The 14,753-nt window shown below is 48.5% G+C and carries 15 protein-coding genes; 7 read left to right on the top strand and 8 right to left on the bottom strand.

Annotation, left to right across the window (positions count from 1 at the left end; translation table 11 throughout):
- Positions 1-39: 39 nt before the first annotated feature.
- Positions 40-1,608, top strand: coding sequence for a hypothetical protein (locus tag GGR02_RS13910; protein WP_183185598.1), 1,569 nt, complete (start codon positions 40-42; stop codon positions 1,606-1,608).
- The gene (locus GGR02_RS13905) at positions 1,601-4,348 is read left to right on the top strand and encodes a DEAD/DEAH box helicase (RefSeq protein ID WP_183185597.1); all 2,748 of its coding nucleotides are present in this window, start codon (positions 1,601-1,603) and stop codon (positions 4,346-4,348) included. Before GGR02_RS13910 ends, GGR02_RS13905 begins: the two co-directional genes overlap by 8 nt.
- A 145-nt stretch (positions 4,349-4,493) precedes the next feature.
- Here GGR02_RS13905 and GGR02_RS13900 read toward each other — a convergent pair whose 3' ends face one another.
- Complete coding sequence (locus tag GGR02_RS13900) at positions 4,494-4,979, bottom strand: hypothetical protein (protein WP_183185596.1); 486 nt, start codon at positions 4,977-4,979, stop codon at positions 4,494-4,496.
- A 192-nt stretch (positions 4,980-5,171) separates the two neighbouring features.
- On the opposite strand from GGR02_RS13900, the gene GGR02_RS13895 reads away from it, so the two are divergent.
- Positions 5,172-5,582 carry a helix-turn-helix domain-containing protein gene (locus GGR02_RS13895; RefSeq protein WP_183185595.1) on the top strand — a complete coding sequence of 137 codons (411 nt, stop codon included), beginning with the start codon at positions 5,172-5,174 and terminating at the stop codon, positions 5,580-5,582.
- A gap of 475 nt (positions 5,583-6,057) precedes the next feature.
- Here GGR02_RS13895 and ssb read toward each other — a convergent pair whose 3' ends face one another.
- Positions 6,058-6,402, bottom strand: a complete 345-nt coding sequence (ssb, locus tag GGR02_RS13890) for a single-stranded DNA-binding protein (RefSeq protein WP_183185594.1) — start codon at positions 6,400-6,402, stop codon at positions 6,058-6,060.
- 262 nt (positions 6,403-6,664) lie between these two features.
- On the opposite strand from ssb, the gene GGR02_RS13885 reads away from it, so the two are divergent.
- Positions 6,665-7,105 (top strand): YwpF-like family protein, encoded by a 441-nt coding sequence (locus GGR02_RS13885; protein WP_183185593.1) that lies wholly within the window; start codon positions 6,665-6,667, stop codon positions 7,103-7,105.
- On the opposite strand, the gene GGR02_RS13880 is transcribed toward GGR02_RS13885, so the two are convergent.
- The 5 genes from GGR02_RS13880 to GGR02_RS13860 form a co-directional block, all read right to left on the bottom strand.
- Positions 7,085-7,600: a class D sortase gene (locus GGR02_RS13880; RefSeq protein WP_183185592.1), complete on the bottom strand. Its 516-nt coding sequence runs from the start codon at positions 7,598-7,600 to the stop codon at positions 7,085-7,087. The genes GGR02_RS13885 and GGR02_RS13880 overlap by 21 nt on opposite strands.
- Positions 7,597-8,511, bottom strand: a complete 915-nt coding sequence (locus GGR02_RS13875) for a processed acidic surface protein (RefSeq protein WP_183185591.1) — start codon at positions 8,509-8,511, stop codon at positions 7,597-7,599. Before GGR02_RS13875 ends, GGR02_RS13880 begins: the two co-directional genes overlap by 4 nt.
- A gap of 178 nt (positions 8,512-8,689) precedes the next feature.
- Positions 8,690-10,057, bottom strand: coding sequence for an aspartate kinase (locus GGR02_RS13870; RefSeq protein ID WP_183185590.1), 1,368 nt, complete (start codon positions 10,055-10,057; stop codon positions 8,690-8,692).
- A gap of 86 nt (positions 10,058-10,143) precedes the next feature.
- A complete protein-coding gene (locus tag GGR02_RS13865; RefSeq protein WP_183185619.1) occupies positions 10,144-10,569 on the bottom strand; it encodes a DUF1284 domain-containing protein in 426 nt (141 codons plus the stop codon).
- Between the two features lie 71 nt (positions 10,570-10,640).
- Positions 10,641-11,135 carry a competence protein ComK gene (locus GGR02_RS13860; protein WP_229706232.1) on the bottom strand — a complete coding sequence of 165 codons (495 nt, stop codon included), beginning with the start codon at positions 11,133-11,135 and terminating at the stop codon, positions 10,641-10,643.
- Positions 11,136-11,361: 226 nt separating this feature from the next.
- On the opposite strand from GGR02_RS13860, the gene GGR02_RS13855 reads away from it, so the two are divergent.
- From GGR02_RS13855 to GGR02_RS13845, 3 genes are all read left to right on the top strand, one after another.
- Positions 11,362-11,931, top strand: coding sequence for a hypothetical protein (locus GGR02_RS13855; protein ID WP_183185589.1), 570 nt, complete (start codon positions 11,362-11,364; stop codon positions 11,929-11,931).
- A 506-nt stretch (positions 11,932-12,437) separates the two neighbouring features.
- Entirely contained in the window at positions 12,438-13,958 is a 1,521-nt protein-coding gene (gene adh, locus GGR02_RS13850; RefSeq protein WP_183185588.1) for an aldehyde dehydrogenase, read from the top strand.
- A 55-nt stretch (positions 13,959-14,013) separates the two neighbouring features.
- Positions 14,014-14,343 carry a DUF779 domain-containing protein gene (locus GGR02_RS13845; RefSeq protein WP_183185587.1) on the top strand — a complete coding sequence of 110 codons (330 nt, stop codon included), beginning with the start codon at positions 14,014-14,016 and terminating at the stop codon, positions 14,341-14,343.
- 231 nt (positions 14,344-14,574) lie between these two features.
- Here GGR02_RS13845 and GGR02_RS17315 read toward each other — a convergent pair whose 3' ends face one another.
- On the bottom strand, positions 14,575-14,679 hold the full coding sequence (locus GGR02_RS17315; RefSeq protein WP_221210867.1) for a putative holin-like toxin: 105 nt from the start codon (positions 14,677-14,679) through the stop codon (positions 14,575-14,577).
- Between the last annotated feature and the right edge of the window lie 74 nt (positions 14,680-14,753).

Genomic DNA, 14,753 nt, shown 5'->3' with positions numbered 1-14,753 from the left:
GAGAATGATAGAAAAGAAATGACCAAAGGAGGAAGAACGTTGCTGCAAACGAGCTTATCCAAAGCCGTTTTAGATCAAGCTGCTCGGCAAATCCAGCAAGAACTTTCCTTCCCGTTATATGAAACTGCGATGAAAAGAGGCTTAAAATTGTATCGGGAAGGGTTTGTGTATAACGCTGAATTAATTGAACAAGATGTCGTGCAAGCAAACGTGCTCGACCGAAGTGTGTACAAGCCGGTGCTTGACCTTTTTCAGCTGTCGCAAAGCAAGTGCCAATGCTCGAGCACTTATTTTTGTCCACACTTGTTCGCACTCTTTTTTTATTTATACGCCAACGTCGGACAAGTCGGCGACCTTGTCCGCCAATGGAATACAAAACGGCAAGAAGCAGCGCCAAAACGAACAACTATCGTCCAGGAGCAAGCTGTACCTGCTGCTTCCATCGATGCCTGGGAGAAACAATTTGAACAGTCGTTCCATTACTTTTTACAACGGCATCGGCCGTCGGATTATTGGTTCGCCCATTATTTGTGCTACCGTTTTTTTCCGTCGCTTATCGAGAAAGTGCCTTATCAAGACGGAGAAAAATGGCTATATCACTTACACGCGGCGCTGTTTACGTTTGAACGCCTCATCGAATATAGCGAACCGTTTCAGCGTTCTACGTATCAACGGACATTTTGGGATTCTGCGATCGCGGATTTTGTGAACGTCATCCAGCAAAAATGTGCACTTTTAGAGAGAAAGCCGGTTACGAATGAGTCGCTTCTTGACGAATGCCGCCAATACGTGCAAAAAATGGTTTGTTCTGCAAATCTTTATTTAGAGTGGTGCATTCGCGTCTACGGACTCGTCTGGCGCACGCTCTTTGGCGAACAATGGCTGGCGCAAGAAACGAACGAATTGCGCGCCCATGAACCGCTCGCCGATGCCCAGCGGCTTGCGCTTATTCAACTTGCGCTTTTGCATGAAAAAGATTGCGACATTCCGCCGTTAGTAGAAAACGTGCGTGCCCCGCTAATCTCGCACGTACTTTTTTGGCTAAACGAACTCGCTAACCGCAAGCATTGGACGCGCATGGCGCTATGGTGGGAAGTCATCGTCACGAGAGAGCTATTGTTAGAGGCACCGCTCGGTTTTCGCGGCGATGTCGCTCACAAGCTGTTGGCAGTTGCTAGCCGATACACGAATGAAACGAACGACAGCACATGGTATGAGCGCCTGCTGCAAGCGCTCTTGCCATACAGCGCCTCCGCTTATAGCTTTTATTTGCTAGAAAACGAGCAATATAAACAATGGGTCGAGCTGCATATAATCGCCGGCATTGACATCGAAACGATTCATCGTCCATTTTTATCGATGATTGAAAAACGCGATCGTTCGCTTCTCTTGCCGCTGTACCATCGTGCTGTCGATGAACGGATCCGAGCCAAAAACCGCGCAAGCTATAAAGAAGCGGTTCGCTATTTAAAAAAGATTCGCGCCGCTTACCGCGCCCTCGGCCGATACGGCACATGGCGCGACTACCGCGACCGGCTATGTGAGGAAACGAAACGGCTTCGCGCGTTTCAAGAAGAATTACAGAAAGGAAAGTTGCTTCATGATTAGTACGTATACGCTTATGTGCCGGTGGCTTGACCGAGAGCAAGCGTTCTTTGTTTATGGCGATGCCCCGCTTTACGAATGGAAAACGGGGGCGTTTCTTTGGCATGAAGAAAGCTTTTACGGGACGTTTCTAGTGGAACGAACGATCGACAATCATATAGGGGTCGTGCTCTCGCCATGGGAAGCGGTCACGTTTTTCGCATCGTCTGGCAATTCGTTCATGGGCATCGAATGGGACGAATCCGCTTCCCTCTTTCAGCAATGGGCAAACACGATTCTTTCCGACATTCGCGAACGCCGCATCATGCCAGACTTCTCCGCTTGGAAAAACGGGGCGTTTGGCTGGAAGCAAAAAGACGAAACGGACGAAGACCCGTTCCTTAAAAAATGGCGGTCGCTCGCCATTCAAGACTGGATCTCCCGCGACAGCGAACTAAACGAAACGTGGGAAGCGATTACGCGCACGTATCCGCTGGTGGCAACCGACATTCCGTATTGGCTCACTTACGAAGATGATTGGCTATATGACATTGGTTGGATAAAAGAAGCGCCGCCGTTCACGGTCGCCCTTCATTTAGTCGAACCGGAAGAAGGGGATCGGTGGACGCTAGAAACGGTACTGATTGCCAATGATGAAAACGAAACGTACGTTTGGCAACAAGACGATATCCCTGAACCATGGCAAGCGTATGAACAAGCGGTGTTGCGCGCCCAGCAGCGCTCGATGGCAGTCGTTCCGTGGCTGCGCGGCGAAGAAGACATGCTGTTACAGGAATTGACCGACGAACAAGCGTGGCGCTTTTTATCGGAAGCAAGCGAGCAATTGATGGAAGCAGGCGTGCGCATTTTGTTGCCGTCTTGGTGGGAAACGGTCAAACAAGCGAGAATGACGTTAAAAGCGCGGGTCAAATCGACACCAAAAACAGGAGCTTCGCTGCTCGGGCTTGAGGCGCTTGTGAATTTTGATTGGAAAATCGCTACGAATGGCGTTGAGCTAAGCGAAGAAGAGTTTGCGGCGCTTGTCGAGCAAAAACGCCGCTTACTGCGCGTTCGCGGACAATGGATTCAGCTTGACCCGGCGTTCATTCAACGGATGCAAACATTAATGAAAAAAGCAAAAGAAGAAGGGCTGCCGATTCGCGACGTCTTGCAGCAAGCCTTTTTACAAAACGAACCGATCGAAGGCGATGACGAAGAAATGTGGAACGATGTTACCATCGAATTAAACCGTAGCTTTGAAACGCTTGTGCGCCAGTTGACGAACATCGACCACATTCCGTCCGTGCCAATTCCTGCCTCGTTCCACGGGCAGCTGCGCCCGTACCAGCAGCGCGGCGTCGATTGGCTCTTGTTTTTGCGCCGCTTCCGCCTCGGCGCCTGTCTTGCGGACGATATGGGACTTGGCAAAACGGTGCAAATGCTTGCATATTTCACATACGTTCGCGACCATGAACAACCAACTAAACCAGCCCTTTTGATTTGCCCGACAAGCGTCCTTGGCAACTGGCAAAAAGAATGCGCCCGCTTTGCGCCGTCTTTGCGGCTTTATATCCATCACGGGCAAACTCGCGCCAAAGGGGAGGCGTTTTTACAAGCAGCGAAAGAAGCCGACCTTGTGCTCACCTCCTATAGCCTAGCCCATTTAGATGCCGAGGAGCTAACGATGGTCGAATGGGATGTCATTTGCTTAGACGAAGCGCAAAACATTAAAAACGCCCATACGAAACAAGCGCGGGCCATCCGCAAGCTAAAAGGCGGGCATAAAATTGCTCTCTCCGGTACGCCGATGGAAAACCGATTGAGCGAACTTTGGAGCATTTTCCATTTTCTCAATCCAGGCTATTTAGGAAGCATGACGCAATTTCAGCGCCGGTTTGCCACACCGATTGAAAAAGAGCGCGACGCGAAAAAAGTCGCTGTTTTGCAAAAACTGATTCGCCCGTTTTTATTGCGGCGGACAAAAACGGATGAAGCAATCGCCCTTGATTTGCCAGACAAGCTCGAGCAAAAAGAATATTGTCCGCTCACCGCCGAACAGGCCTCGCTCTATGAAGAGCTTGTTCAAAAGACGCTCGAGCGCATCGAACAAGCCGACCCGTTCGAGCGACGCGGCTTGATTTTGCAAATGTTGAACCGCTTAAAACAGCTCTGCAACCATCCGGCGCTTTATTTGAAAGAGCAAACGCCAGACAACGTGCTCGAACGGTCGTATAAGCTCGAAAAGTTACTTGAACTCGTCCGGCAAATTCGCGAAGCAGGCGAAAGCTGTTTAATTTTTACGCAATACATCCACATGGGCGAAATGATGCAACAGCTATTGACCGAACAACTTGGTGAGCCTGTTTCGTTCTTAAACGGAAGCGTCCCGAAAGCAGAGCGCGACCGAATGATCGAGCAATTTCAAACCGGAGCGTTCCGCATCTTTATTTTATCGCTCAAAGCAGGCGGTACAGGGCTTAATTTAACCGCTGCCAATCACGTCATCCACTTTGACCGCTGGTGGAATCCGGCGGTGGAAAATCAAGCGACCGACCGCGCCTACCGCATTGGACAAAGTAAGTTTGTGCACGTGCATAAACTAATTACCGTCGGGACGCTCGAAGAAAAAATCGATGAAATGATTGAGCGCAAACAATCGCTCAATGAAGAAATCATCCAAAGCGAAGCGTGGATTACCGAGCTGTCGAACGAAGAATTGCGCGAGTTGCTTGCCCTGCCAGCACTCGCCCATAAAGGAGCGTAACAACGATGGCAAAACAAACGAAGCGAACGAAAAAGCAAAAAGAAACGGAAAATAAAACGCTTTGGGAAAAATTATGCGAACAAATGGCAAAAAAGCTAGCTGCAAAACAACATTTACGACAATAGGGGTATCGTTGATATCCCTTTTATTTTTTGCGCACAGGTGATGTAAAAAGATAGGACACTCGTTCATTCTTGCAAATGGAAAGCGACTGGAGGATGTCATAGATGAGCTGACGTTCAATCATGAGAAGCGCATTCGTGCGAAGAGGGACGTACTGTTGTTGACGGTCGCTCCATTCGTGGGAAGTGATCGTAACCGTACGTTTTTCTAAGTCGAGCTTTAACACGAACATATATCGCTGGTTGACCGATTTAAACAAAAAATAAAGCTGGGCGTTCGCATGGCAGGCAATTTGGCGAAATCGCACATCCCCTTCCATCACCACAACGGTTTCTTCTTTTCGCCGCAAAAAGTGAAGCGAATCAGTAAAATTCGCGCGCGTAATCGTGGCGAGCCGAAGCGAAATCGGGTGTTTCATTTCTTTAATAAAGATGTGATATGTACAGCGACGGCCTCTTCCTTTTTGTTGGCGAATGACTAAATCGGCAAGATAAATATTCACTTTCATCCTCTCCCATTCGTAAATATTTATCATTTTTTTACATTTTAACAATTTAACGGTGGATAAAAAAGTTGTCGAATCGCGCTTTTCGTTCTTGTTTTTGACAAATAATCGTTTGTTCTGAAATCGAACGTAGATGGTTGGCTTCATCTTATATGTTTAATGTACGGTGGAATTCGTAAAGTTGTGGTGAACAAAATGACAAAACTAGCCGACCATCTGAAATATTTGCGGAAACAACAAAACTGGACGCAAGAAGACGTGGCGCAGCGATTAAATATGTCGCGCTCACAAATTAGCAAATGGGAAACAGGCGAGACGCTTCCAGATTTGCAATCGTTGGAAAAATTGAGCGACTTATACGATGTGAGCATCGATTTTTTAATCGGCAGACGACCATCGAAACAACAACTGCTGCGCGAAGTAAACCGCCTGTATGCCACAGACAAAGTCGACGAAACGATGCTTGATATTATCGACTACTTAAAGCAACATCCCGACATGGAACAAGCGCTCCACTCGCTTGCTCAGCTTCCTGCCAAAAAACGAAAACATATTGAATCCGCTGTCATCGCTGTTATGAAAGAATTCATGCGCTTGGTGGAATAGAAAAGCGATGGGACGAACTCCCCCAGAGAGGTGCTCGCCACCTCGAGGGGGGAAGGTGATTTGACCCCCCGAGCAGCTAGGAGCCAGAGCTAGACAATCAAGAAAAGCGAAGAACGGTCCTGGAGCAGCCAAGGAAACATCCGACGGAAGCGCACGCTTTCGACGAGACGTGCGTGCACGTCGACGGCGAAAGCAGAAGCGGAGGAGGATGTTAGTTCGTAGCTAGACATCACCGAAAAGCGATGGCGATTGTGCGCGGGCGTTTGGCCCGCGCGATAAAAAACACCAGCCGCTAGGGGCTGGCAATCGTGGGGACGATGGAGGATACGACTCTCTCTTGGGGAATAGTTGGGGAAAGAATAAGAAAAGTGCAAAGTACTGCCTATCGGTGAAGATCGCACAAAGCCCCACCGAGGAGGAAGCGCCTTGAACCGATGGCGCTTGGAGCTAGACAGCTCCCTACGAAAGAAAGGACTTACTCTTGCGCAACCCACGCCGTCGTTTTTCCACCCATAAATCGAACCGACTCCGCGACGACTTCGGTCACATGTACCCGCTTCCCATCTTGATTTTCGTAGCTTCTTGTCTGAATGCGGCCCGTTACACCGATAATCGACCCTTTTCGGCAATAGTGCGCGGTATTTTCCGCCACTTTCCGCCAAAGCGTGCAATGGACAAAATCGGTATCGACGACCCCCTCCGCATTGCGGAAGTTGCGGCTCACGGCAAGCGTCACGTTCACAACGGCTGCGCCATCGGCCGTATAGCGAAGTTCTGGGTCTTTCGTTAAACGCCCGACAAGCACGACTTGATTAATCATTCCATTCCCCCTTTCGTTTTCTTTCTCGTTTTTATCATAAACGATGGAAAAAAATCCGTAAAATCTCTATTTTTCAATTTTCTGATTGATTTTCGTTCTTTTTGTACGCAAAAACCGACAAAAAGAAGCAAAATTCGCGAGAAAATTCAATTTTCGCACGAATCACCACTTTTTTTCGCAAAGTTTGTCTATCCCCCGCTTTTCTTTTTCCAACATCGATATGGTATAATGAGGAGTAAGACAACGTTGACGAGGTGGTACAATGAAAACGTTCAAGCTTGTCGGGCTCCAAGTCGTCCGCGATGAAATAGAAGAAGACATACCGCTGATCGATGGGCTCATTATTAATAAAGAAGACGATAAAAACCGCTGGCTTATTGAAACATATATCGATAAACAATACGAACCACTATTCGCCAAACTGCAAAATGAACATGCGGAATTTCGCCTGCAAGTCGTCATTTCCAATATTAACAACGATCCTGCCAACGTCATCGCTTCCGTTCGTTCGATTACCCCAATGAACGACCGAGCAAGCGTATTAATGGACGGGCACATCGTCCGCAACAAAACGGATTGGGCGGAAACGGTGTTAGCCGGACTTGTTGAACAAGGGTTGCAAGGCGAAGCGCTATTAAAAGAATTTAAACACCAGCTCCACGAACGGCGCGGGATGAAAGAATCAATGGTGAACGGACGTTAAATACGCCACGAGCACATACCGCTGCTTGGCATCGCCGATAAACTGAAACGGATAACAAGTCGTCACCGTCAACGTCGGGCGCGGCTTATCGACAAGAACGGTGCGGTCGTTTTCCGAGACGATCCGCACCTTTTTTACCACATATCGAAACCGACCAGCTGCTGTTTCGACAACAAGTTCATCCCCTACCTCGACTTTCCCAAGCTTGCGAAACACTGTATCGCGATGGCCAGAAAGTACAACATTCCCCGTTTCTCCTGGCATAGCGCTATTTGGCTCATGTCCGACCCCTTTTTTTAATTCTTTTTCCGTTGTTCCTTCATATATCGGCAAAACAAGCGAAAGTTTTGGGATTGTGAGCGTGCCAAGCACTGTTCCTGACGCTGTTACCGTCGACGAGACAGTAGCATGAACCCCTTGCCAATACGAATACCCGTTCCAACTCATCAACCAAATCCCAGCCGCGCTAAACAAACAAGCGAAAGTCCGTTTCATCGCACCACCTTCTTTTTCCGAAAAAGAAATAATCCGATGAATAACAAGACCACTCCCCATACCATATTCGCAACGTACGGCGAGGCGGTATTTGCCATTTTTTGCCCATATAGAGTTCCTTTCATGTCATACGCTAGCTGCCCTGCCGTAAGTAGCTCTTTTTCCGTTTCAATCATCGCATCGACGACATTCGTGCGCTTTGGCAGCTGCAAGTCCATAATCCGCATCCCTTCTTCGTCCGACAACGCAATCCATACGTCTTCGTCACGCGCGTTTCGTTCCAGCAGTTCACGAGCAGACACCGGTTTCATCTGTCCGGTCGCCACGATGTACATATCCGCTTTTAGCTGAAGCGTACGCAACAGCTGTTGCCATACGTCGGCAAGCACTTCTAGGTCGTTCTTCCCGTCTGTTAACCGCGTTGCTTGCGCTTGCAACTCGCGTTTGCCGTTCGCCGGAAGCGCCCGCACATGGTCAAACAGCCGCTTCGCCTCGTCTTCTGTAAATTCCAACGACGAAAGCGCATCATGCACGCGCTGCATGTGTTCATACGTGCGCAAATAAAAGCGGACGGCCGTATCTAAATCGTTCATCCATGTATAATCTTGTATTGTTTCACCAAACTGACCAAGCAGCGCCTCCAATTGTTCTTCCGTCAACTGATAGCGCTGCAATAACCGCTCCACGCCAGCTTCTGTCACCGGCGGACCGAGCCATCGCTTCAGCTCTTCTTTCGTCGCAAAATCGGCAAGCGTCCGATGATACTGCAGCAAATAGCGCTGCAAATCCATTTCCGTCCAGCCAACCTCGCGAACATACGGCTCTATGTCCGCCATGCGAACCGCTGCTCTCACGTGGTACGAATGACAGAAAACAAGTAACAAACTAACGGAAACTATCCACTTTCTCATCAGCATCCCTCCATTGTCCTTTAGACAATGGTAGTATTTTCATTTTTCTTCCTCATTATGTAAGGAATGTGTAAAGCGCCTTTCTATCAGCGAAGATCGCATAGGTTCGAGGAGGAAACACCTTATGGCGCTTGAAGCTAGACAGAGCCTTGTTCCTGTATAGAAAGCCACTCCCTTTTTAAGAGAGTGGCTGTTTCGAAAAATAGGCGTCATATAGCGCTTTTACTGCTTGGTCGACGACTTCTTCTTTCACCCCAAACATCATGCTTACTTCGGACGAGCCTTGGTTAATCATTTCGATGTTAATGTTTGCTTTCGCAAAGGCGGCCGTTGCTTTCGCAGCAACCCCCACAGCGCGTTCCATCCCTTCGCCGACGACCATAATGAGCGCAAGCCCGTATTCAATTTGAATATCGTCCACTTGCAATTCCGTCTGAATGCGGTCGACGATGCGCCGCTCTTTTTCCCCTTCGAGCTGGTTTGCCCGCAAAATGACGGACATGTTGTCAATCCCGGACGGGGTATGTTCGTACGAAATCCCTTCATCTTCTAAAATGTGCAATAGCTTGCGGCCAAAGCCGATTTCGCGGTTCATTAAATATTTGCTGACGTTAATGCTGCAAAAGCCCGTGTCGCTCGCAATCCCCGCTACCGGCTGGTCGCGATGGTCGCGCTGGGCGACAATCCATGTCCCAGGTGCTTCTGGGTTGTTCGTATTTTTCACACAAACAGGAATGCGCGCTTTATACACCGGTTCAAGCGCTTCATCATGAAACACAGAAAAGCCAGAATACGACAGCTCCCGCATTTCCCGATATGTAATTTCTTTTAATTGGCGTGGGTTGTCTACAATGGACGGATTGACGCAATAAATCGAATCGACATCCGTAAAGTTTTCGTACACGTCCGCCCCGACGCCAGCAGCGACAATCGAACCCGTAATATCCGAGCCGCCGCGCGGAAACGTCACAATATGCCCGTTGAGCGAATAGCCGAAAAAGCCTGGAATGACAAGCACGCCGGAACGATGTTTTAGCTCGCGCAGCTTTTCGTATGACTCTGGCAACATTTGCGCGTTGCCTGGTTCGTCCGTCACGAGAATGCCCGCTTCCTTCGGGCTGACATAATGCGCATCAAGCCCGATATGGCGCAAATAAAGCGCCATTAATTTCGCATTATTGTCTTCCCCGCTCGCCTTTAACGCATCCATTAACCGAGATTGGTCATGGCGATACGTTTCGATTTTTTTCCGCAAGTCTGTTGCCATCTGCTCGATGAAATCAGCGGCAGACAATTCCAATCCATCCGCGATATCGACATACCTTCCCACCACTGTTTCGATGAACGGTTCGACTGGCTCTCCATGGATGGCAGCTTCCCCGAGCTGGATTAATAGATCGGTTACTTTCGTATCCGTTTTGTACCGCTTCCCTGGCGCAGATACGACGATGATACGCCGTTCCACATCTGACTGAACAATGTACGCCACTTTGCGGAACTGTTCCGCACTAGCGACCGAACTCCCCCCAAATTTTGCTACTTTCATTGACAAAACCCTTTCCGTAAAATTCTTTTTATATTTTCTTATCATACCACACTTTTTGGAAAGGGGAAGAAGTAATTTCTGATAATTCACTCATTTTTTTGCCGCAAATGAGCAATCCCTTCTTTGCAGACGCCGTACGAAAGCCACGAACAATTGGCGCATAAATAATCTAAGTCGTCCGGACGCACCTTTTTTGCCGTTAGACGAAGTAGTTCTGATTTTAAATATACAGCGTTTTCTTCTAAGCCAAGATGAGTAAGCACTTTTTTGTCCATCGATACGACGTGGTCGTTGGAAGTAGTGTCGGCTTGGCATGTTGATTCGCCGTGGTGCGGACAAGAAAAACATGCCTCATCAAGCGCGACGACGACTTGAATGAGCGTCTCTTTTTCTTCCTCGCGAATATCGCGGACAATTTCTTTCATTTTTTCCACAAACGATGGGCTATATCCCATGCCGCGAAACCCGTGCACACATAATAAATGATGCCCTCGCAACCGCAACGGTTTCACTCTCATTTCTCCTCTCCTTGTCTCTTAACCTAATTATATGACAAAACACTGCCCACATGATGGGACAGTGTTTAAAAAAGCCGCCAAAGCGGGAATTTTTGCTCAATGACTTTATAAATGCCGCAGCGCATTTCAAGCGTATAATAAAGGAGCGTCGTTTTCGCCCGTCGCGCTTCAAGCGTATCTCGGTGTGCGTCAATGATGAGGGAAGTGCCGTTGGCGAGAATGACTTTTGCTTTTTTCTGTCGGTACGGCTCGATGTGGTGGATGTGGCGTATGGCAAGCCAAAAACATTTGTCGCTGTCTGGGGAGCATGTTGGCATGATGTAGAGTCGTAAAGCGTTGCTGACGCAAATGGGAACCATTTGTTTTAAGCCTAAAATCAGTTTGGCAGCTTCTAGCCTTCCTTCGTAAGCGCAACCGTAGTAAATGCAGCTATGTTCGACGATGCGTAAAGGGGAGGCTGCAACGGTGTACGTGGCATTCGTTTCATGAACGGATCGTGCACAATTCTCCCCGCTCATTGTACGTCGGCTCAAGCGCCTGCGTAGTTTCTTTAATTTCATACTGCACGTCCATTCCCCCTCGTCCATTTTTTTACACCCATTTTAGCACATATGTTCGGTTTTTGAAAGGGGCCTTTGCCCCCCTTTCTCTTTTATTATACAAAAATTTCAAATTTAGTCATTATTTTTTCTATTTCGACATATCTTTTCTTTTCTCGTCATTGACTTCTTGTCAATGAAAATGGCATGCTAAAGGTAGCTAGACTACAAGTAAGGGGAATGACGAATGAGTATAACGAAAGAAGAAATGGGACAAGTGTTATCGGTGTTGCTTCAGCAACTTGTCAGCGATTGGACGAAAGAAAAAATCCATTCCGATGTGCTTGAAGTGATTATGAAAATGCGCATCGATACCGCGAACGAAGACGACTATATGCACGTGTTAGTAACGAACGTCGCGTTTGCGACCGAATCGACGTATGCGTTGCAGCAAATTTTTCAAACGGTGCTAGAAAGCCGGACTTTCCCACCTGCCGCTGCGGTGGAGAAGATGTTGAAGGAAGCGCAAGCGCGCATTCACGACGAACTTCCGAACATCGTCGGCCGCTATGAGGCACATTTTGCGCAAATTGCCGATCAAAAAGCGCGCAAACAGCAGCTCGAGCGCTCGTATTGCGCGGTGTTAGTCGCCAATCGCATTAAAACGGACTTCATTTTAAGCTTTATTCATGAGGAAAATCAAGCGATGATGAAAGGCTTTTTTGACGCCGAACGAGAAGATGTCCTTGAAGCGTTCCACCGCTTAAGCGGTGCGTATGCAAGCTTGCTGTTAGACGGGCTTGAGTTAGACTATTAAGCTGGCAACCGCCAGCTTTTTTTCGTGAAAGTGTCATATCCAAAAAAGCGGACGAGTAGATTAGATAATGGCGATGAACCTTTTGACAACCTTATCAAGAAAATGATACGATATTGCTTGGGGAGAAATTTTCACTATATTTTGTATACGCTTCCTTTGAAAGCGTATACACATAGAAAAGCGAAGAACGGTCCTTGGCGTAGCCAAGGAAACATCCGACGGAAGCGGAAGCTTTCGACGAGACGTGCGTGCACGTCGACGGAGAAAGCAAACGCGGAGGAGGATGTTCGTTCGGAGCTAGACAAGAAGAAAAGCGAAGGCGACTGGTTAGCTGCGACGGGGCGAATGTTCTTCCCCCGGAGAGGTGCTCGCCACCTCGAGGGGGAAGGTTATTTGCCCCCCGAGCAGCTAGGAGCCGGAGCTAGACAAGAAGAAAAGCGAAGGCGACTGGTAGAGGGGGAATCCCCCTCCTACTAGTGCTATATAAAAACAAAGGGGGAATTTGGATGATTTATGCTCAACCTGGACAACCTGGTTCTCTCATCACGTTTAAAAAGCGGTACGAAAACTTTATCGGGGGAAACTGGGTGCCGCCAGTCGACGGCGAATATTTCGAAAACATTTCGCCAGTCACCGGGCTTCCATATTGCGAAGTGCCGCGCTCCAAAGCCGCAGACATTGAACTAGCGCTCGATGCCGCGCACGAAGCAAAAGAAGCATGGGGGCGCACATCGGTCGCCGAACGGGCGCGCATTTTGAACAAAATTGCCGACCGCATGGAAGAAAACCTCGAACTGCTTGCCGTCGTCGAAACATGGGAAAACGGCAAACCAATTCGCGAAACGCTTGCAGCTGACATCCCGCTTGCGATTGACCACTTCCGCTACTTCGCTGGCTGCATTCGCGCACAAGAAGGCTCGCTAGCCGAACTCGATTACGACACCGTCGCTTACCACTTCAAAGAACCGCTCGGCGTTGTTGGACAAATTATTCCGTGGAACTTCCCGATTTTAATGGCCGCATGGAAACTTGCACCGGCGTTGGCAGCTGGAAACTGCGTTGTCCTAAAACCGGCAGAACAAACACCAACATCGATCCTCGTACTTATCGAACTCATCGAAGACTTGTTGCCAAAAGGCGTCGTCAACGTCGTCAACGGCTTTGGCTTAGAAGCTGGAAAACCGCTCGCGTCAAACCCGCGCATCGCCAAAGTGGCGTTTACTGGCGAAACAACGACCGGACGGTTAATTATGCAATATGCATCACAAAACATCATCCCTGTCACACTCGAACTCGGCGGCAAATCGCCAAACATTTTCTTCCCTGACGTCGCAGAAAAAGACGACGAATTTTTCGATAAAGCGCTCGAAGGCTTCACGATGTTTGCCTTAAACCAAGGCGAAGTGTGTACATGCCCATCGCGCGCCCTTATCCATGAATCCATTTACGACGTCTTTATGGAACGGGCGCTTGAGCGCGTCAAACAAATTAAGCAAGGCAACCCGCTCGACACGGAAACGATGATCGGAGCGCAAGCATCGTCGGAACAGCTAGAGAAAATTTTGTCCTACATTGATATCGGCAAACAAGAAGGGGCAGAGCTTCTTATCGGCGGCGAACGCAACTTTTTAGAAGGCGAACTAAGCGGCGGCTATTACGTCCAACCGACCGTCTTTAAAGGGCATAATAAAATGCGCATTTTCCAAGAAGAAATTTTCGGGCCAGTTGTTTCGGTCACAACGTTTAAAGATGAAGACGAAGCGCTCGCTATCGCGAATGAAACGTTGTACGGCTTAGGGGCAGGCGTCTGGAGCCGCAACATCAATACCGCTTACCGCTTCGGCCGCGGCATTCAAGCTGGGCGCGTCTGGACAAACTGCTACCACGCGTATCCGGCGCATGCAGCGTTCGGCGGCTATAAAATGTCCGGCATCGGCCGCGAAACGCATAAAATGATGCTCGAGCATTACCAACAAACGAAAAACTTGCTCGTCAGCTATTCGCCGAAAAAACTAGGATTCTTCTAAAATTAACGAGGCAGCGCGCAACAGCACGCTGCCTTTTTAAAAAGGAGTGGAGAGGATGCAACCGAAAGTCATCGCCACCGATGCGGCGTTACAACTCATCGAAACATTAAAGGCGAAATACGGTCCGCTTATGTTTCATCAGTCGGGCGGCTGCTGCGACGGCAGTTCGCCGATGTGCTATCCACAAGGGGAGCTAATGATCGGCGATTCCGACGTTCTTCTCGGGGAGATTGGCGGCTGCCCGTTTTATATCTCCGCCGCCCAATACGAATATTGGAAGCATACGCAGCTCATCATCGACGTCGTCCCTGGCAGAGGCGGCATGTTTTCATTAGAAGGACCAGAAGGCGTGCGCTTTCTTACACGATCGAGGGTGTTTGATTAAAACAAAAGCAAATACGTTCCTTGCCGATTTCTCGGTCAGCAATGATAAACATTGAATACACGTTCTAGTTCGTATATAATAACGATTAGAAGAGCATAATATAAAAAAGATCGAGTGCAACAAACACTCGATCAATGCAACTACATGCCGCGAGAAGAGCGGCTGACCTCACTGAATTAGTGGTCACTAAACAGGAGTAACCGTCTTAATCCATTGGTCGTGGGAGAGCGGTTACTTCTTTTTTATATAGACGACCATCGTGATTACTAATGTCAACACTCCTATTAGCACTAGGCTGAATTGAGCAATTAAGCTTAATGCTTCGTATGTCGTCATTTCTCCACCTCCCTTCATCGGGAAGTGGTCAACCGCTCACCCCTGCTTATGTAGTTGCTAATATATTGTAACAT

It is taken from the genome of Anoxybacteroides voinovskiense (assembly GCF_014196205.1).
Lineage (GTDB): Bacteria > Bacillota > Bacilli > Bacillales > Anoxybacillaceae > Anoxybacteroides > Anoxybacteroides voinovskiense.
This window is presented reverse-complemented; position numbering and strand designations above follow the sequence as displayed.

Bases quoted from the DNA above. Each gene is read 5' to 3' on its own strand.
- GGR02_RS13905 (WP_183185597.1), top strand. From the start codon at position 1,601: ATGATTAGTACGTATACGCTTATGTGCCGGTGGCTTGACCGAGAGCAA.
- GGR02_RS13900 (WP_183185596.1), bottom strand. From the start codon at position 4,979: ATGAAAGTGAATATTTATCTTGCCGATTTAGTCATTCGCCAACAAAAA.
- GGR02_RS13895 (WP_183185595.1), top strand. From the start codon at position 5,172: ATGACAAAACTAGCCGACCATCTGAAATATTTGCGGAAACAACAAAAC.
- ssb (WP_183185594.1), bottom strand. From the start codon at position 6,402: ATGATTAATCAAGTCGTGCTTGTCGGGCGTTTAACGAAAGACCCAGAA.
- GGR02_RS13885 (WP_183185593.1), top strand. From the start codon at position 6,665: ATGAAAACGTTCAAGCTTGTCGGGCTCCAAGTCGTCCGCGATGAAATA.
- GGR02_RS13880 (WP_183185592.1), bottom strand. From the start codon at position 7,600: ATGAAACGGACTTTCGCTTGTTTGTTTAGCGCGGCTGGGATTTGGTTG.
- GGR02_RS13875 (WP_183185591.1), bottom strand. From the start codon at position 8,511: ATGAGAAAGTGGATAGTTTCCGTTAGTTTGTTACTTGTTTTCTGTCAT.
- GGR02_RS13870 (WP_183185590.1), bottom strand. From the start codon at position 10,057: ATGAAAGTAGCAAAATTTGGGGGGAGTTCGGTCGCTAGTGCGGAACAG.
- GGR02_RS13860 (WP_229706232.1), bottom strand. From the start codon at position 11,135: ATGAAATTAAAGAAACTACGCAGGCGCTTGAGCCGACGTACAATGAGC.
- GGR02_RS13855 (WP_183185589.1), top strand. From the start codon at position 11,362: ATGAGTATAACGAAAGAAGAAATGGGACAAGTGTTATCGGTGTTGCTT.
- adh (WP_183185588.1), top strand. From the start codon at position 12,438: ATGATTTATGCTCAACCTGGACAACCTGGTTCTCTCATCACGTTTAAA.
- GGR02_RS13845 (WP_183185587.1), top strand. From the start codon at position 14,014: ATGCAACCGAAAGTCATCGCCACCGATGCGGCGTTACAACTCATCGAA.
- GGR02_RS17315 (WP_221210867.1), bottom strand. From the start codon at position 14,679: ATGACGACATACGAAGCATTAAGCTTAATTGCTCAATTCAGCCTAGTG.